Source organism: Nocardia canadensis (assembly GCF_032656385.1).
GTDB lineage: Bacteria > Actinomycetota > Actinomycetes > Mycobacteriales > Mycobacteriaceae > Nocardia > Nocardia canadensis.
This window is the reverse complement of record NZ_JAVCWB010000010.1, coordinates 2,083,554-2,106,583: the sequence shown is the minus strand read 5'-3', so window position 1 is coordinate 2,106,583 and position 23,030 is coordinate 2,083,554. Positions and strand designations below refer to the sequence as shown.

The window sequence follows — 23,030 nt, the reverse complement described above, 5'->3', positions numbered from 1 at the left end:
CCGGCTCCGGCTCGCCGGGTTCGCCCGCTGCGGGCAGCGCGGTCCCCGGTGGCGGCGCGGCCGCCGGGACCACGGCGGCGGGCGCGCGGGCCGCGGGCGCGGGCGGCGGGGCCGCGGGCCGGGCGGGCATGCCGGGCATGGGCGTCCCCGGCGGCAGGGGCGCGGGCAAGGACGACGAATCCACCAAGGGCATTCCCGACTACCTGGTCACCCAGGAACACGGTGACGAACTCACCGGTCTGGACAATCCGCCCAAGCTGGTGCCGCCCGTCATCGGCGCCGACTGAATCGCGAAACCTGATGGAACAGAGTAGATCCCCCGTGTGCACCTGGCATCTCACCGCTCTAGACTTCCGCACCCTCTGGGAGGCGGCGGGACGCGACGTGCTGCCGTACCCCCTGCACCACCGCCACGTCGGTGTCGAATCCCGGGCGGAGGTCCGCCGGCTGCGCGGCAAGGCCGCCGAGAACATGATGGCCGAGTTCGACAGCGACCTCGACGCCGCCATGGCCGCGCTGTTGGCTCCGCACGCGCGCGTCGAAGTGGCGGGCGGTTCCGGCAGCACGAGAACGATCCGCGCACACGGTGGAACCCGGGACACCTACGCCGCCTTGGCCGTTCAGGCCCCCGGCGAAGACTCGGACCCGGGCGACATCGCCCTGTACTTGATGGCCCCCGACGACCTCGCCGCCGCGGTCCTGTCCACCCTCCCGAAGGTCGGTCCCGGCTCCGGCCGCGAAATCAAGGTCACCGCAGCCGAACTCGCCGCTCCCCGCCCGCATGTCCGCGACCTGTGGAACCCCACCCCGCGCGAACAACTCGAAACCTTCCTCGCCAAACCCACCGACACCCTCACCCACATCGGCGTCTACGCCCACGCCAGCGTGGACAACCGCCACACCGAGGGCCGCGACGACTTCCAGCTCCACGACCTCACCAACGACGGCCGCTACGTCTTCTACGGCGAAACCACCTTCATCGCCAAACCGACCACCCCCACCCGCCTCCATTCGACTCTCGCCACGATCCTCACCACCACCGCGACCAGGGCCAGATCCGGCATCTACCGCCCCCGCTGACCTCGCCAGTGCTCGCCGCCGGTGCCCCGACCGCGCCACTCGACAGCCGAATGATCTGCGGCCGGATACATCGATGGATCGCCTTCGTCGGCTGGAATCAGATGGCCAGGACAGTCTTTCCGCGAGCGCTGCCCGCGCCGAGGACCGCCGGGGCGGCTTCGAGGGGGACGGTGGCTTCCACGGGAACGACCACGTCGCCCGAGGCGACGCGGGCGAGCAGGCGGCTCAGTTCGGGTCCGCGACCTTTGGATTCGAAGTTGCCGCCGGCGATGTCGTGTTCGCGCAGGGTGGGCTCGTCGGCGGCCCAGACGGTGGAGTAGGCGCGGCCGCCGCGGCGGACGAGGGTGGCGTGGGTGGCGAAATCGGCGGGGCTGCTGACCAGGTCGAAGAGGACGTCGATGCCGTCGGGATGGGTGAAGCGGACGGCGCCGGTGATGCTGGAGTCGCGCTGGGTGGCGGGGTCGGGGTCGACCACAGTGGGATCGGCGGGGCGGATCTGGGTGTAGTCGATGGTTTCCGCGGCGCCCAGGCGGGCGACCTGGTCGGCGGCGTCGCCGCGGGCGGTGGCGATCACGTGGGCGCCGGCGATATTGGCGAGCTGGACCAGGAAGGAGCCGACACCGCCGGTCGCGCCGACGATCAGCACCGTCTGCCCGGGGCGGATCCGGGCGGTGTCGACCAGGTCCTGGGCGGTGACGCCCGCGACCGGGAGGGCGGCGGCGGTGACCGAGGTGACGCCCTCGGGGATCGGCACCAGCGTGGCGTCCTCGGGCAGGGTCGCGTACTGCGCCCAGCTGCCGTGCCCGGCGGGTGCGGTGAGGAACTTGCCGACCACCCGGTCACCGACGGCGAACGAGCGCACGCCCGCGCCGACCGCCGAGATCGTGCCGGCGCCGTCGACGCCGAGGATCATCGGGAAGTCGGTGGGCATCTTGCCCTCGAGGAGGCCGTCGGCCATTTTCAGGTCGAACGGGTTGACCCCGGCGGCGTCGAGCGCGACCTGCACCTCCCCGCGCCCGGGCTCCGGCACCGGCATCTCGGCCAGTTCGGGAGTGGCACCGAACTTCTGAACCACGATCGCGCGCATCGGTCGGCTCCTCTTCCTCGGGTGGTCCGGGCACGGCAATCCTAGGCGGACAGCCTTGCGACGTGCGGTGATTGATCGTCTTCGGTGGTGTCGCGGCGTAGCGTGAAGACCGATTCGGTGCCCACCGGAAAAAGTTGGAGTTGAGTGGAACAGACTCAACTTTGTGAGCGTTGAACCAGTCGATACCTGACCTACCCGAGGAGATCTGTGGACTCGTTCAATCCCACCACCAAGACACAGGCGGCGCTGACCGCCGCCCTTCAGGCCGCTTCGGCGGCAGGCAACCCGGAGATCCGTCCGGCGCACTTGCTGGTGGCGTTGCTGGATCAAACCGATGGCATCGCCGCCCCGCTGCTGAAGGCCATCGGCGTCGACCCGGCGACCGTCGAGCGCGAAGCGGGCGACATCGCCGACCGGCTGCCGCGCGCGACCGGTGCGACCACCACACCGCAGCTCGGCCGCGAGGCACTGGCGGCGCTGGCCGCCGCGCAGCGTCTGGCCACCGAGCTGGGCGACGAGTACGTCTCGACCGAGAATCTGCTGGTCGGCCTGGCCGACGGCGACTCCGAGGTGGCCAAGCTGCTGCGCAGGCACGGCGCGAGCCCCGAGGCGCTGCGGGATGCCTTCACCACGGTGCGCGGCAGCGCGCGGGTCACCAATCCCGACCCGGAAGCCAGCTACCAGGCCCTGGAGAAGTACTCCACCGACCTCACCGAGGCCGCCCGCGCGGGCAAGCTCGACCCGGTGATCGGTCGCGACACCGAGATCCGCCGCGTCGTGCAGGTGCTCTCGCGGCGCACCAAGAACAACCCGGTGCTCATCGGCGAGCCCGGCGTCGGCAAGACCGCCATCGTGGAGGGTCTGGCGCGCCGGATCATCGAGGGCGACGTCCCGGAGTCGTTGCGCAACAAGAAGGTCGTCTCGCTCGACCTGGGCGCGATGGTCGCGGGCGCGAAGTATCGCGGTGAGTTCGAGGAGCGGCTCAAGGCCGTGCTCGACGACATCAAGAACAGCGCGGGCGAGATCATCACCTTCATCGACGAGCTGCACACCATCGTCGGCGCAGGCGGCACCGGCGACTCGGCGATGGACGCGGGCAACATGATCAAGCCGCTGCTCGCGCGCGGTGAACTGCGCCTGGTCGGCGCGACCACACTCGACGAGTACCGCAAGTACATCGAGAAGGACGCGGCACTCGAGCGCCGGTTCCAGCAGGTCATGGTCGGTGAGCCGTCGGTGGCCGACACCATCGGCATCCTGCGCGGCATCAAGGAGCGCTACGAGGTGCATCACGGCGTGCGGATCACCGATTCCGCGCTGGTGGCTGCCGCGACCCTGTCGGACCGCTACATCACCTCCCGGTTCCTGCCCGACAAGGCGATCGACCTGATCGACGAGTCGGCCTCGCGACTGCGCATGGAGATCGACTCCCGGCCGGTCGAGATCGACGAGGTGGAGCGGGCTGTGCGCCGCCTCGAGATCGAGGAGGTCGCGCTGGAGAAGGAGACCGACGAGGGCTCCAAGCAGCGGCTCGAGAAGCTGCGGCAGGAACTGGCCGACGACCGCGAGAAGCTCAGCCAGCTGACCACCCGGTGGCAGAACGAGAAGAACGCGATCGACTCGGTGCGCGGGCTCAAGGAGCAGCTCGAGGCGCTGCGCGGGGAGTCCGAGCGCGCCGAGCGCGACGGTGACCTGGGCAAGGCCGCCGAGCTGCGCTACGGCCGGATCCCCGCGCTGGAGAAGGAGCTCGCCGCGGCCGAGCAGGTCAGCGGCGCGGCGCCGGACGGCGACGTGATGCTCAACGAAGAGGTCACCCCCGACGACATCGCCGACGTGGTGTCGTCGTGGACGGGTGTGCCGGTCGGCCGGATGCTCGAGGGCGAGACCGCCAAGCTGCTGCGGATGGAGACCGAGGTCGCCGGGCGCGTCGTCGGGCAGGAAGAAGCGGTGCAGGCGGTGTCCGACGCGGTGCGCCGGGCGCGGGCCGGGGTCGCCGATCCCAATCGCCCGACCGGGTCGTTCCTGTTCGTCGGTCCGACCGGCGTGGGCAAGACCGAGCTGGCGAAGTCGCTGGCGGACTTCCTGTTCGCCGACGAACGCGCCATGGTCCGCATCGACATGAGCGAGTACAGCGAGAAGCACTCGGTGGCTCGTCTGGTCGGCGCGCCGCCCGGATACGTCGGCTACGACCAGGGTGGCCAGCTCACCGAGGCGGTGCGCAGGCGGCCGTACTCGGTGGTGCTGTTCGACGAGATCGAGAAGGCGCACCCGGACGTCTTCGACATCCTGCTGCAGGTTCTCGACGAGGGCAGGCTGACCGACAGCCAGGGCCGCACGGTCGACTTCCGCAACACGATCCTCATCCTCACCTCCAACCTGGGTGCGGGCGGCGATCGGGAGCACGTGATGGAGGCGGTGCGGCGCGCGTTCAAGCCGGAGTTCCTCAACCGGCTCGACGACGTCGTGATGTTCCACGCGCTCGACGCCAAGCAGTTGGAGTCGATCGTCGACATCAACCTGCGGCAGCTGCAGAAGCGGCTCTCGCAGCGGCGGCTGACCCTCGATGTCACCGACGAGGCCAAGCAGTGGCTGGCGGTGCGCGGCTACGACCCGGCCTACGGTGCGCGGCCGCTGCGCAGGCTGATCCAGCAGGCCATCGGCGACAGCCTGGCCAAGGAGCTGCTCTCCGGCGCGGTCGTCGACGGCGACACGGTGCGGGTGAGCGTAGACGACGCCACCGACACGCTGGTCGTCGGTCGCGAGGCTGTCCACAGCTCGTGAAATATCCACAGCGCGGTGCGTAGGGACCTCCCAACGCACCGCGCTGACCTACGCTGGAGCTCATGACGAACCCGAACGATCCGTGGGGGCAACGCCCGGAGGATTCGCCGACCGAACGGTTGGGTTCGCCGGGCATGGATTCGACCAAGCCGTACGGAGGCGGTGGATTCGACGAGTGGGGGCAGCCGTCGAACCCGACGCAGGCCTTGCCTCCGCACGACGCGCAGTGGGGCGCCTACGAAAGCGGTTATCCCGCAGCGCAACCGCCACCACACCAGCCGCCCCCCGGCTACGACCAGGGCTATCCGGCCCCGCCGCCTCCGGGCTACCCGCCCCGGCCGCAGGACGGTGACCAGGGCGAACCGCCGAAGCGGCACACCGGTTTGTGGATCGCGCTCGGCCTGGGCGTGCTCGCGCTGATCGCGGTCGGCGGTGTGCTCGCCGGCCTGGTGCTCAGCGGCAACTCCTCCGATGACGACACCACCGCGTCGGGGCTGACCACCAGCCAGGTGGCGCCGCCGACCAGCAGGCAGACCACTCCGGTCGTGCCGCCCAGCGCGAGTGGCCTGCCCGGGCTGCCCGGTCTCGGCGGTGGCGACGATCTCGGTGCCACGATGGGCAGCATCACCGCCAACACCGGCACCGAGATCACCATGAGCACCCTCGGCGGGTCGACAGTTCGGGTGCTGATCGACGATGCCACCCAGGTGATCTCGCTGACCAGCACGAAGGCGAGCGAGCTGCCCGTCGGCGACATGGTTATGGTGCAGGGCGACAAGAACCCAGACGGGTCGATCCACGCCAAGATCATCATCAGTACGGCGTTGCCAGGCGGCCCCCGATGAGCGACCCGCGCGTCGAAAGCCCGGCACTGCCGGGCGATCACGGCGACGGCTGGATAGGCTAGGCGACGATGACGGCTATGTGGTTCGGGTTAGCGGCGATCGCACTCGTGGGTGCGGTCGTACTGCTGTATTTCGATCGGGTCCAGCGACAGCGGACCGGGCACGCCCGCCAGGTCTGGGCGAAGTCCCAGGGTTATACCTATGTTTCGGTCGAGCCCGCGCTCGCCTCGACGTGGCGTCGGGGCGCACTGGCCAAGCTCGGCTATCTCTCGGCAGTCGACGTGGTCTCCGGCATCCGCAAGGGCGAGAAGTTCGTGCTCTTCGATCTGGAGGACGCGGCCACCCTGGTGGCGGTGCGCAGGCAGATCGGTTCCGAGATCGACGTCGACATGCGGCTCAAGACCGCGTCGCCGCCGAAGGACCACGATCTGGAACTGCTCGGCGCGATCGGTGACCGGGTCGTCTTCGCGACCGATCCCGAGATCGCCAGGCACGCGGTCGATCAGCGGATGGTCGGCTTCATCGAGTCGCTGACCGACACCGTGCAGATGCTGTGGAGCGAGGGCAACTGGACCCTCGGCATGCTGCCCGTCGGCAGCGGCGCCAAGGACTGGGAGACCGCGATCGACGCGGTGCTGCGCCTGTCCGGCCTGCTGCACGTGCTGCCGCCGGTCGCCGAGCCGAGCGAGTTCACCCGGCCGCGCAGCAATGCCGACCAGCCGCTGGGCACGGGCCCGCGGCCGGTCTACGACGAGGACGACGTCGACGACGACCGCGCGTCCGGCGAATTCGCGCCCGCCCGCCCGGTCACCGCGGACTACTCCGACCACGGCCGCACCCGGTTCCCCGGCCCGGACGACGAACTCGACGCCGACGACCGCTACCGCGACGAGCCGGGCTTCGGCTCCCGCGGCGCCGCCCCGCAGGCGGCCGGCGAGCCCGACGACTACGCCGAGTACAGCCGTCGCCCGGCGGGCAGGCCCGCCTACACCGCCGACGATTACGACCCCGACCTCGACGATCCCGAATTCGAGGATCAGCCGGCGCCGGGCCGCCGCCCGCTCGGCGAGCCTCCGAAGCGGCCGTCGCTGGCCGTGGTCCCCGAACCGCGTCCGCGCGTAGAACCGCCGCTGCCGCATGCCGAGGAGTCCGAATCCGGACAGCCCGGCGGCCCCTTCCACCCCGGTTTCCGCCCGTACCAGGGGCCGGTACCGAAGTGACCAGTGCCGCGGCGATCGGCGCCGCGGCAGCCTACTCGTCTCGACCGGAATCGACCTGCGATGACTGACAGCCCAGTGCGCCTACCCGGCGTGCACCGTCCCGTGGCCATGATCACCGGACCGACGTCCGGGATCGGCCAGGGTTTCGCCCACCGTCTCGCCAGCCTCGGCTACGACCTGGTGCTCGTCGCCAGGAACGAGGAGCGGCTGCGCGCGCTCGCCGACGAGCTCGGCCGCCGCTACGCCACCTCCGCCGAGGTGCTCGTCGCCGACCTCGCCGACGACGAGGACCGCGCCCGGGTCGCCGACCGCGCTGCCCAGGGTCTCGAATTCCTGGTCAACAACGCGGGTTTCGCGCACTCGGGGGAGTTCTGGACCATCGAGCCCGCCGAGCTGCAGGCCCAGCTCGACGTCAACGTCACCTCGGTATTGCAGCTGTGCAGGGCCGCGCTGCCCGCGATGATCGCCGCGGCCTCCGGGTCGATCGTCAATGTCGCGAGCGTAGCCGGGCTGATCCCCGGTCGGGGGTCGACCTACTCGGCCTCCAAGGCCTACGTCGTATCCTTCTCGGAGGGGCTGGCGGGTGGATTGTCGGGCACGGGTGTCCGCGTCCAGGCGCTGTGCCCCGGGTTCGTGCACACCGAGTTCCACGAGCGCGCGGGCATCGAGATGGGTTCGCTGCCGAAGCGCCTGTGGCTCGACGTCGACCAGGTCGTCGACGGGTGCCTGCAGGATCTGGACTCCGGCAAGGTCATCAGCGTGCCCGGCGTGCAGTACAAGGTGCTCACCGCGGTGGCGGGTTTCGTCCCACGAACCCTGGTGACGCGCCTCAATCGCGGACTCTTCAACGCGCGCGGACGGACCTAGGCCATGAGCGCTGGGCCGAAACGCGGCGCGTAGCGTTAGCACCGGCCCGGCTCATGACCGAAAGGACACGCAAACGATGATCGACCAGGCACGTCAGGCGCTCACCGAGGCGGATCGCGACCAGCTGGCCGCGCTCGTGCGCGAGCTCGCGGTCGTGCACGGCAAGGTGACGCTGTCCTCGGGCAAGGAGGCCGAATACTACGTCGACCTGCGCCGCGCGACGCTGCACCACCAGGCCGCCCCGCTGATCGGTTCGCTGCTGCGCGAACTGGTCGCCGACTGGGACTTCGACGCCGTCGGTGGACTCACCATGGGCGCCGATCCGGTCGCGATGGCGGTCATGCACGCGCCGGGTCGCCCGATCGACGCGTTCGTCGTCCGCAAGGCGGCCAAGGCGCACGGTATGCAGCGCCAGATCGAGGGCCCCGACATCGTGGGCAAGCGGGTGCTGGTCGTCGAGGACACCACCACCACGGGCAACTCGCCGCTGACCGCGGTTCGCGCGCTGCGCGACGCGGGCGCGATCGTGGTCGGCGTCGCTACTGTCGTCGACCGGGAAACCGGTGCTGACCAGGTCATTGCCGCGGAGGGGCTGGAGTATCGGTCCATCCTCGGGCTCGATGACCTTGCTCTGGGTTAGCCTGAACAACGCCAAACCTGGATGACGATGTGGTCGTCCGGTAAGTCTGAAGGACGTGTGAGTCACCTGTGGTGAGCATTGCAGTTAACAAGAGTCGCGACAACGTTGCGATGCTCGGGATCGGTGCGTACCGACCGCAGCGCATCGTCAGCAATGCTGAAGTGTGCGAAAAGCTCGACTCGACGCCCGAGTGGATTTTCGAGCGCACCGGTATCCACAACCGTCGCTGGATCAGCGGCGACGAGACCATCCGGTCGATCGCCGCGGCCGCCGGTGACCGCGCGCTGAAGAACTCCCCGATCGAGCGCGCCCAGATCGGCGCGGTCATCCTGTGCACGTCGAGCTGGCTCAAGCTCACCCCGCACGGCGCGCCGTCGGTGGCCTCCGATCTCGGCCTCAACGGTGTGGCTGCCTTCGATCTCACCTCCGGCTGCGGTGGCTTCGGCTACGGCCTCGGCGTCGCCGCCGACCTGATCCGCGCCGGTTCGGCCGACTACGTGCTGGTGATCGGCGCCGAGACGATGACCGTCGGCCTCGACCCGACCGACCGCGGCACCGCGATGATCTTCGGTGACGGCGCGGGCGCCGTGGTCGTCGGCCCGGCCGAGGAGAACGGCATCTCGCCGACGGTGTGGGGCAGCGACGGCGAGAACGCCGAGGCCATCGCCCAGGATGTCGACTTCCTCGCGTACATGAACAAGGCCCAGGCCATGCAGGGCACCGATCCCGAGGTCGAGCCGATCGGCCGGATGTCGCTGCACATGGAGGGCCCGAAGGTCTTCCGCTGGGCCGCGGTGACTCTGCCGCGCGCGCTGTCGGCGGCGCTGGACGCCTCCGGCGTGGCCAAGGAGGACATCGAGGTGTTCATCCCGCACCAGGCCAACGCCCGGATCAACGAGCTGATGAAGAAGAACCTCGGCCTGGCCGAGGGCATCCCGATGGCCAACGACATCGAGAACACCGGCAACACCTCGGCCGCCTCGATCCCGCTGGCGATGGAGGAGATGCTGGTCACCGGTAAGGCGAAGGGTGGTCAGCTGGCGCTGTTGCTCGGCTTCGGCGCCGGGCTGAGCTACGCGGGCCAGGTCGTCACCCTGCCGCCCGCCCCGAAAGAAACGAGCTTCTGACGTGCGACCGCTGCGCGCCGGATACCTCGCGGCGGCGGCGGTCACCGTCTTCGGTGCCGTCACCGGTCGCGAACGGCTGCAATGGCTGACCAAGCCGCTGCTGATGCCGCTGCTGGCGGCCGACACCGTCACCAGCGGTGTCGAGCTCGACCCGGCCGAACGCCGGATCCTGCTCGGCTCGCTGGCCGCGGCCACCGTCGGTGACGTGCTGCTGATCGACCCCGACGACGACAAGCGCCTGATCGCGGGCGCCTCCTCGTTCGCCGTCATGCAGACCGGCTACTCGCTGCTGTGGTGGCGGCGCGGTGCCCGGCCGCGGGCCGCGATCGCCGCGCCCCGGCTGGTGGCGTGGGCGGGCGCGGCCGGTCTGCTGCGGGCCAAGGCCCCGGTGCTGGCGGTGCCGTTGACCGCCTACGGCGCCACTCTCGGCACCGCCGCGACCCTGGCCTCGGACCCCGCGCTAGCGCCGGGCGCCCGGAATATCGCCGGATTGAACATCCCGAACGGCGACCCGCGCAGTCGGCTCGGTCTCGGCGCGCTGCTGTTCACGGTGTCGGACGGGCTGATCGTGCTGCGTCGCCTGTTCGCGCGCGAGGAGCGGACCCGCCGGATCAGCGAGGGCGTCATCCTGGCGACCTACGCCGCGGCGCAGTATCTGCTGACCGATCCCGCGGTGGGCACGCCCCGCCGCGGTGCCTGATACTCCCTGTCACACAGCGCTTACCTGGGTGTCCTCCGGCGGCAACACCCGCCGCGCACGCTTCGAAGATGACCGGGGAAGTGCAGTTCATCGAGGTGCACGGCTATCGCCGCGCGTTCCGGATGGCGGGGTCGGGGCCGCCGCTGTTGCTCATTCACGGCATCTCCGACAGTTCGGGGACCTGGGCGCCGGTGTTCGACGCGCTCGCCGAGCACTTCACCGTGCTCGCGCCCGACCTGCTCGGCCACGGCGAATCGGACAAGCCCCGCGCCGACTACGCCGTCGCCGCCTACGCGAACGGCATGCGTGACCTGCTCAGCGTGCTCGGTATCGAGCGGGTCACCGTGGTCGGGCACTCGCTCGGTGGCGGGGTCGCGATGCAGTTCGCCTACCAGTTCCCGGAGAAAGTGGAGCGGCTCGCGCTGGTCTGCCCGGCGGGAATGGGCGCGGGGGTGCATCCGGCGTTCCGGCTGGCCACCCTGCCCGGCGCTGGTCCCGGGCTGATGGCCGTGACCAGCTGGCCGGTGCGCACCGTCGTGCGCGCGGCGATCCCGGTGGTCAACAGCCTGGGCGGTCTGGGGCTCGGCCCGGACGTCGACTACGTGCTCGGCCTCTACGGCCAGCTGTCCGACACCGCCGCGCGCAACGCGTTCCTGCGCACGATCCGGGCCGCCGCCGATCGGCGCGGTCAGTCCATCACCATGCTCGACCGAGGCTACCTGGCCGCGCACCTGCCGACGCTCATCATCGGCGGCACCCGCGACACCGTCATCCCCTCCGGCCACGCCGAACGCGCGCACCGCGCGTTTCCCGGCTCGATGCTCGAGATCTTCGACGGCGCCGGACATTTCCCGCACCATTTCGACCCGGACCGTTTCGTGAAACTGATCCGGGCCTTCATCGACAGCACCGAACCGGCGATCTTCGACCCCCAGCGCTGGCAGCGGACCTTGCGTCGCGGCCGCCCGATAGTGGCCCTGCCCTCGGCAAACGCGGCCCCCGGCTGACCGGTTGGGTAACTCGCCGGGCACGGGCTGACCCGACCCCACGCCGAACCGGCAGCCGCCTGCTCAGCCGACGACCGTCCTACGTCTGGCCGGAATCGCGGGAAGGCGGAAGGAGCATGATGCGGTCGCGGTTCCTCGGATCGACGCGGATCGGAATGGTCTGACCGATCGTCATGCGCGGTCTGTCCACCGGCATCACGTCGACCACGATCGTGCCGTGATACGTGTCGGACCCCGGCACGGTCAGTTCGACGTCGAATTCGGTGAGTTCACTGGAATGGTCGGTGCGTGCCAGCGCGCGCATACCGTCGATACGCGCCCAGCCCTCCAGCCCGTGCCTGCGCAGTTTGCGGTCGGCCCTGGTCGGCATGGAGGCGATCGCCATGGCGATGCCCGCGCCGGAACCGAACAACCCGACCATGATGAGGACCTGGTAGGGCATCGTCCCCGGCGGCGTATGCGGGGCGAGCCAGCCGAGCCAGACCGCGAGCGCGACGACATACATCGCGACGACGCAGCTCAGCGCCTGAACAATGCGCGTGTGCTCCATACCGACAACCACCCGTGAGCCCTACGCCCTCCAGGATAGGTCGCGTCACCACCCGGTTCGGGGCGTCCGCGATTACGATTCGCGCATGAGCACTCCGCCCCCGCCCCAGGGATATCCCGGCTACGGGCCGCCGCCGGATCATCCGCAGGCGACCACGGTGCTGATCCTCGGCATCCTCGGACTGGCGCTGTGCGGCATCCTCGCGCCGTTCGCCTGGGCCAAGGGTCGCACCGTGCTCGGTGAGATCGACGCGTCGCAGGGCCGGACGGGCGGGCGCTCGCAGGCCTACGCGGGCTACATCATGGGGATCGTCGGCACCGTGGTGCTGGCGGTGTCGCTGCTCGTCGGTGTGGCGAGCGTGGTGGTGTTCTTGCTCGTGGGGGCAGCCGAATCGTCGGCGTAACCCGGGCCCACCTAGCATTCTCCGGGTGAACGAGTCAGTGCCATCGCCCGAGGTCGAGGTCGCGGGTCCGACCGAATGGGGCGAGCATCCGCACGGGCTCGGGCCGTGGGAACAGGAATACGGCACCCCGGCGCCCACCGACGAACGCTACGACCCGGTGCTGCTGGCCGAGGGTGACCGGCGCAATGTCGTCGACGCGTACCGCTACTGGACCCGCGAGGCGATCGTCGCCGACATCGACGCGCGCCGTTTTCCCTTCCACGTGGCCATCGAGAACTTCGGGCACGACGCCAACATCGGCACCGTGGTCCGCACCGCCAACGCCTTCGCCGCGGCCGCGGTGCACATCGTCGGCAGGCGGCGGTGGAACCGGCGTGGCGCGATGGTCACCGACCGCTACCAGCACCTGGTGCACCACAGCGATCTGGCCGAGCTGCGCGCCTTCGCCGACGCCGAGGGACTGGCCGTCGTCGCGGTCGACAATGTGCCCGGCGCGGTCCCGCTGGAGACCGCGCAACTGCCCCGCGACTGCCTGCTGCTGTTCGGCCAGGAAGGCCCCGGTGTCAGCGACGATGCGAAAGACGCTGCCGCGCTGACGGTTTCGATCGCCCAATTCGGCTCGACCCGCAGCATCAACGCCGGCGTCGCCGCCGGGATCGCCATGCACGCCTGGATCAGGCAGCACGCCGACCTGTCGCTGGCCTGGTAGCGGTCGGTTCCTGACCGTCTTGATGTGTGTATCGGCCCGGTTGTGATCGAATCAGCCTCGAATCGGTAACAGAACGGGCGCGGAAACCGGGCAGCAACTGGCACCATGGTCCTATGACCTCGCGCAGCGGCCGGCGCCCACAGCCCACAGAACGCGCCGGATCCGTGCCGACACCGGCGTTGTGGTCCGAGCGCGCCGACATGGCCGAGTCCGCGATCATCTCGCGGCACCTGCGCATGCTGTGGGGTTGTCCCGGAACGGAATTGGGAGTCGTCGGCTGGCCTGCCACCCGGCGTGAACGCGGCTTCGCCGGCTGGCACTACTGGTGGCAGGCGCATCTGCTCGACATCGCGGTCGACGCCGCCAACCGGGTCCCCACGCCCGCGCGGCGGCGGCGGATCGGCGCGATCGCCCGCGCCATCCGGCTCCGCAACATCACCGGCTGGACCAACCGCTACTACGACGACATGGCCTGGCTCGCGATCGCGCTGGAACGCGCCGAGCGCACCCAGGAGCTGACCACCGCCCGCCGTGCCCTCGTCGCGCTCGAACAGCAGCTCTACGGCGCCTGGGACCCGGAGACCGGCGGCGGCATCCCGTGGCGGGTCCGCTCGGACTTCTTCAATGCCCCCGCCAACGGCCCGGCGGGCATCGCGCTGCTGCGCCTGGGCCGGGTCGAGCGCGCGCAGCAGATGGCCGACTGGATCGACGCCACCCTGCGTGACCCCGAGTCCGGCCTGATTCTCGACGGCATCCACCTGCCGTCCGGCGAGATCGAGCGCCCGGTGTTCAGCTACTGCCAGGGCGTCGTGCTCGGCCTGGAGACCGAGCTGGCCGTGCGTATCGACGACGACGAGCGGCACCTCGCGCGGGTCGGCCGCCTGCTGGCCGCCGTCGAGGAACACATGACCACCCGCCTGGTGATCTCCGGTGGTGGCGGCGGCGACGGCGGCCTGTTCAACGGCATCCTCGCCCGCTATCTGGCGGTCGTCGCCCTGATGCTGCCCGGCGACGGCAAGCAGCAGGAGACCGATCGGCGGACCGCGGCGGCCATCGTGAAGGCGTCGGCGACCGCGGCCTGGGCCAATCGCCTCGAGGTCGAGGGCGAGCCGCTGTTCGGCCACGACTGGAGCAAACCCGCCCGCTTACCCGGCGGCACGGCCGGTGCGGGCAAGTTCACGGCGGGCGGTTCCGTGACGGCCTCGGTCGTGCCGGAACGCGATCTGTCGGTGCAGCTGTCCGGCTGGATGCTGATGGAAGCCGCCTACCAGGTCACCGCGGCCGGGCTGTGAGCTGTCAGCGCTCGGCTTCGCCGACGACGCTGGGCGCCCGGTCGATATCGAAGTCCTCGGCCGGCTTGGCCATCTCCTGCCGGTAGTGGCGCAGGCCCAGGATCGTGCCGATGATCAGGCCGACGATCATCGTGCCGATCACCGCGGGCATCAGCCACGGCACCTGCTCGAGGAACTCGCCCGCGTAGTAGCCGATCAACAGCAGCACCGGGGCCCAGATGATCGCGCCGAGGGTGCTGGCGATGGTGTAGCGGCGGTGATCCATCTTGGCCGCGCCCGCGACCATCGGGCACAGCGTGCGCACCCACGGAATCCAGCGCGCCACCAGCACGGCGAGGAACCCGTGTTTCTCCAGCAGCGCGGTGACCTTGGCCAGATTCCTGGTGTTGATATAGCGGCCGTTCTTGCGCGCGACCAGGTGGTGCCCGGTGCGCTGGCCCACGACATAGCCCACCTGATTACCCGCGATGGCGGCCACCATGGTGCCCACCGACAGGGCCCAGACCTGCGCTTCGCCGTTGGCGTGCGAGGCCATCACGATGCCGGCGGTGATCAGCATGGAGTCACCGGGCAGGAACAGCCCGATGATGAACGCGCATTCGAGGAAGACGAAGACGAGGACAACCGTCCAGACCACGGCGGGGCCTGCCGAGATCAGTGGCTCGAAGCTGCCCAGTGCCAGGGTCGACGGTACTGCGGTCACTTGCTCAGCGGATCTCGTTCGCCGAAGCGGCCAGCTCGGCGGCGGGCGCGTCCTCGGTGGGCGCGGTACCGCGACGCTTGTCGAGCACCTTCTTACCGACGGTGATGATCGCGGGCAGGATCGAGACGAACACGATCAGCAGGAAGATGCCCTCGATGTGGTCCCGGATGAACGGCACGTTGCCCAGGAAGTAGCCGAGCACCGTGACACCGCCACCCCACAGCACCGCGCCGACGATGTCGAACGCCACGTACTTGCGGTAGCTCATCTTCGACACACCGGCCAGCACCGGCATGAACGTGCGCACGATCGGCACGAACCTGGCCAGGATGATGGTCTTGGGGCCGTGCTTCTCGAAGAACTCGTGCGTCTCGATGACGTACTGCTTCTTGAAGAAGCGGCTGTCTTCCTTCTTGAAGATGGCCGGGCCGATCTTGCGACCGATCCAATACGCGCACTGGTCGCCGGCGAAGGCGACGAGGATCACCAGGGGCACCAGCACCCAGATGGAGACCGGCGGGTTCGGCTGCGCGGCCAGCATGCCGCCGGTGAACAGCAGCGAGTCACCGGGCAGCAACGGGAACAGCAGGCCGGTCTCGATGAAGACGATGGCCAGGATGGCGGGTAGGACCGCGTTCTTGAGCCAGGTCTCCTGGAGCAGATACATCGGGTCCAGCAACTGGGTCAACGCAAGGTTGTTCGTCACCGCATCGGATACCGCCAGCAAAGTCACGGCCCCCACAGTACCGGGCGAATCTGTGACATGAGTGGCCCACAGTAGGCTGACGCCTGACAGAATTGGTTTTTCGCTCCCCACACACGGAGGTCACTGCTGTGCCTATCGCGACTCCGGAGGTCTACGCCGAGATGCTCGGCCGGGCCAAGGCGCACTCGTTCGCATTCCCGGCTATCAACTGCACTTCGTCGGAGACGATCAACGCCGCCATCAAGGGCTTCGCGGACGCGGGCAGCGACGGCATCATCCAGTTCTCGACCGGTGGCGCCGAGTTCGGCTCCGGTCTGGGCGTGAAGGACATGGTCACCGGCGCGGTGGCGCTGGCCGAGTTCGCGCACGTGGTCGCCGCGAAGTACGACGTGACGATCGCGCTGCACACCGACCACTGCCCCAAGGACAAGCTGGACACCTACGTGCGTCCGCTGCTCGCGATCTCGCAGGAGCGGGTGAACAACGGCCAGAACCCGCTGTTCCAGTCGCACATGTGGGACGGCTCGGCCATCCCGATCGACGAGAACCTCGAGATCGCCAAGGAGCTGCTGAAGCTCTCGAAGTCCGCCAACATCATCCTCGAGGTCGAGATCGGCGTCGTCGGTGGCGAGGAAGACGGCGTCGAGGCCGAGATCAACGACAAGCTCTACACCTCGCCCGAGGACTTCGAGAAGACCATCGACGCGCTCGGCGCCGGTGAGAACGGCAAGTACCTGCTGGCCGCCACCTTCGGCAACGTGCACGGTGTGTACAAGCCGGGCAACGTGGTGCTCAAGCCCGAGGTGCTGGCCGAGGGCCAGCGCGTCGCGGCCGCCAAGCTGGCGCTGCCCGAGGGCTCGCAGCCGTTCGACTTCGTCTTCCACGGTGGTTCGGGCTCGCTGAAGTCCGAGATCGAGGACTCGCTGCGCTACGGCGTCGTGAAGATGAACGTCGACACCGACACCCAGTACGCCTTCACCCGTCCGGTCGCCGGCCACATGTTCGCCAACTACGACGGCGTGCTGAAGATCGACGGTGAGGTCGGCAACAAGAAGGTCTACGACCCGCGCAGCTACCTGAAGAAGGCCGAGACCTCGATGGCCGCGCGCGTCGTCGAGGCGTGCAACGACCTGAAGTCGGCCGGTCGTTCCGTCAGCGGTTCCTGATCGGCCTTTCGCGACAATCAAACGGGGCCCGAGCTCATGAGTCTTGATGTCCGTGTGCTCGGGCCCGTTCGACTGCTGGTCGGCGGCGAGCCGGTGGCGGTCGGCGGGCCCAAGCCGCGCGCTCTGCTAGCCGCGCTCACCGTCAACCGACGGCGCGCGGTGTCTTCTGCCGTGCTGGCCGAGATGGTCTGGAACGAGGATCCGCCGGACTCCTACGCCGCCAGCCTGCAGGTGTTCGTCTCGAACATCCGCAAGGCCCTGCGCAACGCGGGCATCGACTCGGCTCAGGTCCTGCGCACCGAGGGCGCGGGCTATCGGCTCGAGATCCCGGACACCGCGTGCGATCTCGGCCGGTTCGAGAACGCGCGCGAGGCGGGCACCCGCTGCCTGGAGGTAGGCGATCACCCCGGCGCGGCCAACCTCTTCGGCGCCGCGCTGCGGGAGTGGTCCGGGCGCGCGCTGGCCGACCTGGCCGGTCTGCAATTCGCCGACGGCTTCGCCACCGCGATGGACGAGGAGCGGCTGCTGGCCGTCTCCGCCCGCGTCGACGCCGAAATCGCCTGCGGGCGGGCGTCTTCGGTGATCGGTGAGCTGGTCTCGATGACCAACGAGCACCCGCTGCGCGAGCCGCTGTGGGGTCAGCTGATCACCGCGCTCTACCTGTCCGGCCGCCAGGCCGACGCGCTGGAAGCGTGCCGCCGGGTGCGCAATGTGCTGGCCGAGGAACTCGGCATCGATCCCGGTGCCGCGCTGATCGAGCTGGAACAGCGGGTGCTGCGGCAGGAACCGCTGAATGTGGTGGAGGCCAAGCGTTCCGAGCAGCTCGCGGCGGCGATGACCGAGACGGTCACCGAGGTGCCGCGCTCGATCCGCAACGGCAACCTGCGCTTCGCCGACGGTCGCACCATCCCGATTCCGCACGGCGGCTTGCGGATCGGCCGGATGACCGACAACGAGCTGGTCCTCGACGATCCGAAGGCCAGCCGCTACCACGCCCACATCATGCCCAGCCGCGCCGGCCTGCTGATCAAGGATCTGCACTCGGCCAACGGTGTCTACGTCAACGAGGTGCCGATCGACAGCGGCGCGCTGCTCGCCGACGGCGACCTCATCCGCATCGGGGCGACGATTCTGACGTTCATCGCGGTGGCCTAGGCGTTTCGCCCCGGCCACCGGCGACGACGTCTCAGGTGAGGCGAACTTCGGCGACGGCGCGGCCGAAGAGCTTGCGGCCCTCGGAGATTCCGCTCAACAGGATGGTGGCGCCGCGGCGCTGCGGGTCGATCGACTTGACCTTGCCGGAGAACTCGATGACGCCCGCCGCGGCAGGCGGCACCGGGACGAAACCGGAGAAGCGCACGGCCAGCTTCGCGATCGCGGTCGGGTCGCCGAGCCAGTCGCTCAGGTACTGGGCTGCCAGGCCCATGGTGAGCAGGCCGTGGGCCACCACCGTCGGCAGGCCGGCCAGTTCGGCGGCGCGATCGCTGAAGTGGATCGGGTTCGGGTCGCCGGAGACACCGGCGTAGTTGGCCAGGTCGCCGCGCGTCACCTTGGCGATGCCCGCGGGCAGCTCGTCGCCCTTGGCCACCGAGCCGAACTCGGGGACGGTGTTGACCGGCGCGAACTCGCGTGCCGGGGCGACCGGCGCGGGGCCGGTGCGGCGGATCAGGATGTCGTCGGTGTCGACCCCGGCGATCGCGGCCGGGCGCGCGTGCATGCTGATGTTCTCGACGGCCTCGACGATGTTGGGGTCCACCTCGACACCGCGGCGGGCCACGATGGTGGTGGTGCCCTGCACGGCGATCTCGTCGTCCTGATTGACCAGCGTGAAGCCGACGTTGACGAAGTCGTTGTCGCCGAACTGGCGGATCGACTCGATCTCGATCTCGGTCCGGATCCGGTCGCCGGCCAGCATGGGCCGGTAGATCTCGAAGACCTGGTCGGTTTGCAGCACCTGGGAGAGGTCGTACTCGGTGAGCACGCTGTCGAGCAGCGCCCTGGTGGCGCTCATCCCGATCACCGACGCGAAGGTCGGCGGCGCGATGACGCCGTCGTACCCGAGCTTGCGCGCGTCGACTTCCTGGTGGTGGGCGGGGTGCGTGTTCTGCACGGCCCTGGCGAATTCCCGGATCTTCTCGCGGCCGACTTCGTAGTGATCGCGGAAACCGAAGCGCTGGCCGACCAGCGACGCATCCGGGACCACAGCTTCGGTGCCCGGCTGCGACACTGTCTGTTCCCTGCTCATGATCCGGAAAATGTTACTCGAGTACCCAACCGGATGACCAGTTATGTGTGACCCGTCATAGCGGTCATCAACTGCCGCTACGACGGGTCGACACGCCGCTACGGGGTGCCCGCGGGGTCGCAGACCTTCCAGTTTCCGTCGGTGCGCTGCAGGTCGAAGGTCCGCGCGGTCCGCTTGGACGGATCCGCCGATGTGTAGACGGTCGCCTCGGCCAGCGCGGTGTCGCCTGTGATGCGCACCGCATCCACGCTCGCGACGACGGGGATGGAACCGCGCTCGGTCGAGAGCTGATGCACGCCCTTGAACTGGTCGGCGGTGATGCCCTGATAGAAGTCGTGCAGCTGGCCGCACGTGCTCGACCGCAGGTTGTCCAGGTCACCGCTGCGCAGCGCGTCGGCGTAGTCGCCGATCGCGGTGCGGACCTGGCCCTCCGGCGAGTTGTCCCCGCCGGTCATCAGCGCCACCACGGTCGCGATCAGGGCGATGACCAGCACCGCCGCGCCGGCGACGGCCAGCAGCCAGCGCTTCGAACGCGCGGGCTTGTCGGCCGCCGGTTCCTGCGGCGCCTCGATCCGCTGCGGGGGCGCGACCGGTCGCGGCGCGTCCTGGCGCTTGCCCTCGGCCAGCTGCTGCGCGGGCCGGGTCGGCTGGATGTCGGCGGGCGACGGTGCCGACGCCTGCTTGGGCGGCGCGCTCGGTCCACGCGGCGGCGACGGCTGCGTCTCCTCGATCCCCGGCCCATGCGGCCCGGCGGGCCCCTGATGCCCCGCCTGCCGAGGCCCCGCGGGACCCCGTGGCGTATTCGGCGGCGGCGTCATCGGCCTGCCACCCGCGGACGGCACCACCCGATCCGTGCTCTGCGGCCGCTGCACCGGCATCGCGGTGGTCGGCGCGTCCGCCGGATTCACCACCCGCATCGCGATGGTCTGATCCTCCGACGCGGGCACCTCACCCCCGCCCTTCCGCAACGAAGCCGCTCCAGCGGCGGCCGCCGCGCCCGGCCGATCACCCGCGCCGCGCGCCTCCCCGCCGGGACGGCCCGCTGACGTGCCCTGGCCGCCGGAACCCGCTCCGGTCTGGAACTTCTCGGTCGCGTCGGCCTCGCCCGACCGCGAAACATCCTTGCCGGCAACGACTCCGGACACGGTGGGCGCGTCGGCATCACCGGAGCCCGGCTGCGCGGCACCGGAGTCCCGCGAACCCGCAGGGCTCGCACCCGTGCCGCCGGCAGCGCCCACGGCCTGGGAGCCGCCACCGGCTGCCGCCGCGGCGTCTTCCACCGGTGTGCCGGTGGCCGGGCGAGCCGACTGGGTTGCGGCCGAGCCGGCGGCTGCCGCAGCGCCCGCCGCCACACCGCTTGCGGAGGAGTTCGCCGCGTTGCCTGTGGGGTTGCCTGCCGTGCCGCCTGCGAGGGTGCCTGGCATACGGCTCGCTGCTGCGGAGCCTGGCTCGGTCGCGGTGCCGCGGTCTGTTGCCGTGGAGCTGGTCGCGTCGGTACCCCCGGCAGCGGTAGTCGCGGCATCCACCGCCGCACCCGCGCCCGTGGGAGCGTCTGCTGCCGTGGCATCGGCGCGCGCGGGGCCGCTCGCTGCCGCGGAGCCTGCTGTCGCCGCGGCGCCGTGGTCTGCCGCGGAGCTGGTGGTAGCGGTCGAGTCGGCGGAGGAGCCCGGTCCGGCCGCCCGGGCGCCCGCTGCGGCATCGGTGCCCGGCGCGGGTCCGGCGTCCGGTGCGTCCACGCCCCTGCCCGTGTCGGTCGCCGCCGCGGCGCCGGTGGCGCCCCGGTCCGCCTGCGCCGGCCCTTCGGCGGCGTCGGTGCCTGTGGTCGCGTCGGCCGCCTGGTTCTCGTCGGACGCGCGTGCGCCCGCGGCGGCGGCTCCTGCGACGGCCGCACCGGCCGCCGCGGCACCCACCGCCGCGGCGGTTCCCTTGCCTGCCTTCGTGTCCGACTTCGACGGGCGGTCGGCCTGACTCATCTCCGCGGTCGAGATGTCTGCCTGGGCGGCCTTGGACTGCGCGCTCGGGACCTTGACGGTGCGGTCGTCGGCCGAATAGGCCTGGGCACCAGCCGGTTTCCGGCCCGGGATCGACATCGCCGCGGTCGGCGCGTTCGGTCCGGCGAGGTCGGCCGGGGGCTCGCCGCCACGGCTCGTGGCGTCCGGGCTGATCTGTTCCGCGCGATCGTCGCCAGGCAGGCCCTGCGAGAGGCCCGCCAGCGGCGAGGTGCCCGCCTTGGAGCCCTGCTGCGGCGCAGCGCTTTGCGCGCCCGGCGTGCGATTCACCTGTGGCGCACCCGAACCCGAAGACTGCTGTCGGCCAGGCGCGTTGCCGGGTCCGAACCCCTGCGGCCCGCCCGGGCCCGTGGGACGTCCGCCAGGAGCGGAGCCGGGCTGCCCCGCGTGCGGCGGGGTACCGGGACCACCCGCGACGCGTTGGCTGCCGGGGCCTGAGTTCTGTTGCCCGCCGGGCGTATTGCCGGGAGCGAAGGGCCTGCCGGGGCCACCTGGCGCGCCGGGAGCGCCGCCCGGACCCGATGCCGGGCGGCCGCCGAATCCGCCTTGCGGGCCGGGAGCGCTGCCCGGACCCGGTGCCGGGCGGCCGCCGAATCCGCCTTGCGGGCCGGGAGCGTTACCCGGACCCGACGCCGGACCGCCGCCGGGACCACTGTGCGGGCCGTGGCCACCGGGACCGCCTTGCGGGCCGGGGCCCTGGCCTGGTGCCGGACGGCCGCCGGGGGTGTCGGTGGGGCGGCCCATCGGCGCACCGGGTGCGCCCTGACGTGGGCCGGCGGGCTGGTTGCCCGGACCGCCGGGGCCGGAAGGTTGTTGTCCGGCAGCCGGGTTCGCCGATCGGCCGACCGGCTGAGCGCGGCGCGGGGGCGGCGCGGCGGGGCCGCCCTGTGGACGCGGGCCGCCGCCGACGGGGCCTCCGGCCGAGGAATTCCCCGGGCCCGAAGGGCGCTGTCCGCCAGGCGCAGTGCCGAGGCCGTCGCCCGGTCGCCCGGACGGCTGCTGACCACCGGGCGCGTTCGCCGGGCGTTCGGACGGCGAGCGTCCGCCGGGTGCGTTCGTATGTCGCTCGGTCGACTGGTCGCCGGCGCCGGCAGCGCCCGGCAGCTCACCACGGCGGATGACAACCGTCTCCGCGTTGCCGGGGGGAACGGTCGGCCTGCCCGGTTCGGTCACCGCTTCGGGGGTCGACTTGGGCGCGCCGGTCGACGGCGCGGTGTTCGACGAATCGGCGCCGCGCTGGGCGGTCGCGCCGGGGTCGGCAGATTCGGCTGCCGCGTTGTTCTCGTCGGTCGGGTCGGACACCTAGTACCCCTCGCTCAGGCTCGAACGTTCCACTCGCGCCACAGCCTAGTGCGCGCCGCGCCGAGGGGTTCGCCGATCGCCTCGCGGCGGGCCGGGCGACGACGTCACGGGCCTCGGTGCACAATGAACCCATGACCTCCTTCGGTGACCTGCTCGGACCGCAGCCGGTCCTCCTTCCGGAATTGATCGACGCCGAGGACGCCATCGCGGCGGGCACCGATCCCGTCCAGGTCGCCGCCGATCATCCGGCCGCGTCGATCGCGTGGGCGCAGCTGGCCGAGGCGTCGCTCGAGCGCGCGGGCGACGAGGTCAACCACGACACCGTCGCCGCCTACGCCTTCGCCCGCACCGGTTACCACCGCGGCCTCGACCTGCTGCGCCGCAACGGCTGGAAGGGCTTCGGCCCCGTCCCGTGGAATCACGAACCGAACCAGGGTTTCCTGCGCAGCGTCGGCGCGCTGGCCAGGGCGGCCAAGACCATCGGTGAGACCGAGGAATACGCACGCTGCCTGGATCTGCTCGAGGACTGCGATCCGCACGCGGCAGCCGAACTCGGCCTGGACTGAGCCCGCGGCCGGATCCGAGTCGTAG

The 23,030-nt window shown here is 70.6% G+C and carries 22 protein-coding genes and 1 pseudogene; 17 read left to right on the top strand and 6 right to left on the bottom strand.

Features of this window, described 5'->3' with window-relative positions; genetic code table 11:
- Together Q7X29_RS33015 and Q7X29_RS33010 are read left to right on the top strand one after the other, a co-directional pair.
- Positions 1-287 (top strand): annotated as a pseudogene (locus Q7X29_RS33015) (WXG100 family type VII secretion target); the annotation flags it as partial.
- Between the two features lie 34 nt (positions 288-321).
- A complete protein-coding gene (locus Q7X29_RS33010; RefSeq protein ID WP_316576329.1) occupies positions 322-1,080 on the top strand; it encodes an ESX secretion-associated protein EspG in 759 nt (252 codons plus the stop codon).
- A gap of 97 nt (positions 1,081-1,177) precedes the next feature.
- Here the strand turns inward: Q7X29_RS33010 and Q7X29_RS33005 are convergent, their stop codons facing one another.
- Entirely contained in the window at positions 1,178-2,167 is a 990-nt protein-coding gene (locus Q7X29_RS33005) for an NADP-dependent oxidoreductase (protein ID WP_316576328.1), read from the bottom strand.
- A 207-nt stretch (positions 2,168-2,374) separates the two neighbouring features.
- Here Q7X29_RS33005 and clpB point away from each other — a divergent pair, with 207 nt between their 5' ends.
- The 8 genes from clpB to Q7X29_RS32965 all read left to right on the top strand — a co-directional run bounded on the left by clpB (position 2,375) and on the right by Q7X29_RS32965 (position 11,354).
- Positions 2,375-4,948 (top strand): ATP-dependent chaperone ClpB, encoded by a 2,574-nt coding sequence (clpB, locus tag Q7X29_RS33000; RefSeq protein WP_218716189.1) that lies wholly within the window; start codon positions 2,375-2,377, stop codon positions 4,946-4,948.
- 62 nt (positions 4,949-5,010) lie between these two features.
- Positions 5,011-5,793 (top strand): DUF5666 domain-containing protein, encoded by a 783-nt coding sequence (locus Q7X29_RS32995; RefSeq protein WP_218716188.1) that lies wholly within the window; start codon positions 5,011-5,013, stop codon positions 5,791-5,793.
- 68 nt (positions 5,794-5,861) lie between these two features.
- Positions 5,862-7,013 carry a type III secretion system chaperone family protein gene (locus Q7X29_RS32990; RefSeq protein WP_316576327.1) on the top strand — a complete coding sequence of 384 codons (1,152 nt, stop codon included), beginning with the start codon at positions 5,862-5,864 and terminating at the stop codon, positions 7,011-7,013.
- Positions 7,014-7,073: 60 nt separating this feature from the next.
- The gene (locus Q7X29_RS32985) at positions 7,074-7,880 is read left to right on the top strand and encodes an SDR family NAD(P)-dependent oxidoreductase (RefSeq protein ID WP_218716186.1); all 807 of its coding nucleotides are present in this window, start codon (positions 7,074-7,076) and stop codon (positions 7,878-7,880) included.
- Positions 7,881-7,956: 76 nt separating this feature from the next.
- Positions 7,957-8,520 (top strand): orotate phosphoribosyltransferase, encoded by a 564-nt coding sequence (gene pyrE / locus Q7X29_RS32980; protein WP_316576326.1) that lies wholly within the window; start codon positions 7,957-7,959, stop codon positions 8,518-8,520.
- A gap of 68 nt (positions 8,521-8,588) precedes the next feature.
- A complete protein-coding gene (locus Q7X29_RS32975) occupies positions 8,589-9,647 on the top strand; it encodes a beta-ketoacyl-ACP synthase 3 (RefSeq protein ID WP_218716185.1) in 1,059 nt (352 codons plus the stop codon).
- Between the two features lies 1 nt (position 9,648).
- Positions 9,649-10,347 (top strand): lysoplasmalogenase, encoded by a 699-nt coding sequence (locus Q7X29_RS32970; protein ID WP_316576325.1) that lies wholly within the window; start codon positions 9,649-9,651, stop codon positions 10,345-10,347.
- Positions 10,348-10,415: 68 nt separating this feature from the next.
- The gene (locus Q7X29_RS32965) at positions 10,416-11,354 is read left to right on the top strand and encodes an alpha/beta fold hydrolase (protein WP_218716183.1); all 939 of its coding nucleotides are present in this window, start codon (positions 10,416-10,418) and stop codon (positions 11,352-11,354) included.
- A gap of 79 nt (positions 11,355-11,433) precedes the next feature.
- Here Q7X29_RS32965 and Q7X29_RS32960 read toward each other — a convergent pair whose 3' ends face one another.
- Complete coding sequence (locus Q7X29_RS32960; RefSeq protein ID WP_218716182.1) at positions 11,434-11,904, bottom strand: hypothetical protein; 471 nt, start codon at positions 11,902-11,904, stop codon at positions 11,434-11,436.
- 85 nt (positions 11,905-11,989) lie between these two features.
- Here Q7X29_RS32960 and Q7X29_RS32955 point away from each other — a divergent pair, with 85 nt between their 5' ends.
- The 3 genes from Q7X29_RS32955 (at position 11,990) to Q7X29_RS32945 (ending at position 14,308) form a co-directional block, all read left to right on the top strand.
- Positions 11,990-12,307, top strand: a complete 318-nt coding sequence (locus tag Q7X29_RS32955) for a DUF4190 domain-containing protein (protein ID WP_218716181.1) — start codon at positions 11,990-11,992, stop codon at positions 12,305-12,307.
- A 25-nt stretch (positions 12,308-12,332) separates the two neighbouring features.
- Complete coding sequence (locus tag Q7X29_RS32950) at positions 12,333-13,016, top strand: TrmH family RNA methyltransferase (RefSeq protein ID WP_218716180.1); 684 nt, start codon at positions 12,333-12,335, stop codon at positions 13,014-13,016.
- Between the two features lie 200 nt (positions 13,017-13,216).
- Positions 13,217-14,308 carry a glycoside hydrolase family 76 protein gene (locus tag Q7X29_RS32945; RefSeq protein WP_218716194.1) on the top strand — a complete coding sequence of 364 codons (1,092 nt, stop codon included), beginning with the start codon at positions 13,217-13,219 and terminating at the stop codon, positions 14,306-14,308.
- A 4-nt stretch (positions 14,309-14,312) separates the two neighbouring features.
- Here the strand turns inward: Q7X29_RS32945 and Q7X29_RS32940 are convergent, their stop codons facing one another.
- Both Q7X29_RS32940 and Q7X29_RS32935 read right to left on the bottom strand, forming a co-directional pair.
- On the bottom strand, positions 14,313-15,011 hold the full coding sequence (locus tag Q7X29_RS32940; RefSeq protein WP_218716179.1) for a DedA family protein: 699 nt from the start codon (positions 15,009-15,011) through the stop codon (positions 14,313-14,315).
- Positions 15,012-15,015: 4 nt separating this feature from the next.
- On the bottom strand, positions 15,016-15,678 hold the full coding sequence (locus Q7X29_RS32935) for a DedA family protein (protein ID WP_255586704.1): 663 nt from the start codon (positions 15,676-15,678) through the stop codon (positions 15,016-15,018).
- Between the two features lie 167 nt (positions 15,679-15,845).
- On the opposite strand from Q7X29_RS32935, the gene fbaA reads away from it, so the two are divergent.
- Complete coding sequence (gene fbaA, locus Q7X29_RS32930; RefSeq protein WP_218716178.1) at positions 15,846-16,883, top strand: class II fructose-bisphosphate aldolase; 1,038 nt, start codon at positions 15,846-15,848, stop codon at positions 16,881-16,883.
- Positions 16,884-16,919: 36 nt separating this feature from the next.
- Entirely contained in the window at positions 16,920-18,038 is a 1,119-nt protein-coding gene (locus Q7X29_RS32925) for a BTAD domain-containing putative transcriptional regulator (protein WP_218716177.1), read from the top strand.
- 31 nt (positions 18,039-18,069) lie between these two features.
- On the opposite strand, the gene Q7X29_RS32920 is transcribed toward Q7X29_RS32925, so the two are convergent.
- Entirely contained in the window at positions 18,070-19,128 is a 1,059-nt protein-coding gene (locus Q7X29_RS32920) for a fused (3R)-hydroxyacyl-ACP dehydratase subunits HadA/HadB (RefSeq protein ID WP_218716176.1), read from the bottom strand.
- A gap of 98 nt (positions 19,129-19,226) precedes the next feature.
- Positions 19,227-21,407 carry an Rv0361 family membrane protein gene (locus Q7X29_RS32915; RefSeq protein ID WP_316576324.1) on the bottom strand — a complete coding sequence of 727 codons (2,181 nt, stop codon included), beginning with the start codon at positions 21,405-21,407 and terminating at the stop codon, positions 19,227-19,229.
- An 847-nt stretch (positions 21,408-22,254) separates the two neighbouring features.
- On the opposite strand from Q7X29_RS32915, the gene Q7X29_RS32910 reads away from it, so the two are divergent.
- A complete protein-coding gene (locus Q7X29_RS32910; protein WP_316576323.1) occupies positions 22,255-22,443 on the top strand; it encodes a hypothetical protein in 189 nt (62 codons plus the stop codon).
- 127 nt (positions 22,444-22,570) lie between these two features.
- Positions 22,571-23,005, top strand: coding sequence for a DUF3151 domain-containing protein (locus tag Q7X29_RS32905; protein ID WP_218715869.1), 435 nt, complete (start codon positions 22,571-22,573; stop codon positions 23,003-23,005).
- Positions 23,006-23,030: the final 25 nt, after the last annotated feature.